Raw genomic sequence first — 271 nt, 5'->3', positions numbered from 1 at the left:
CCCTGGTGGGCCTGACCGGCCGTGTGGTGGCGGAGAAAACCCTGCGGCAGATGATCTGCGCCGCACTGGATGTGGTGGTGCAACTGACGCGCCTGCCCGATGGGCGCCGTTGCGTCAGCGAGGTGGTGGAAGTGGTGGGTGTGCGCGACGACGTGTATGTCACCAACACCCTGTTCCGCCTCGACCGCCGTACCGGTTTCGGCTTCCTGCGCGAAGCGCTCAACCCGGCCGGCGACAAGCTGCGGCGCGAATCGGCATTGCCGTTGTAGAG

1 pseudogene is annotated in these 271 nt (G+C 66.8%); it reads left to right on the top strand.

Annotated elements, in window-relative coordinates:
- Window positions 1-269: pseudogene (locus AAEY79_RS14975) on the top strand (hypothetical protein); the annotation flags it as partial.
- Window positions 270-271: the final 2 nt, after the last annotated feature.

It is taken from the genome of Psychrobacter sp. GW64-MNA-CIBAN-0177 (genome assembly GCF_040309585.1).
Lineage (GTDB): Bacteria > Pseudomonadota > Gammaproteobacteria > Pseudomonadales > Moraxellaceae > Psychrobacter > Psychrobacter okhotskensis.
This window is presented reverse-complemented; position numbering and strand designations above follow the sequence as displayed.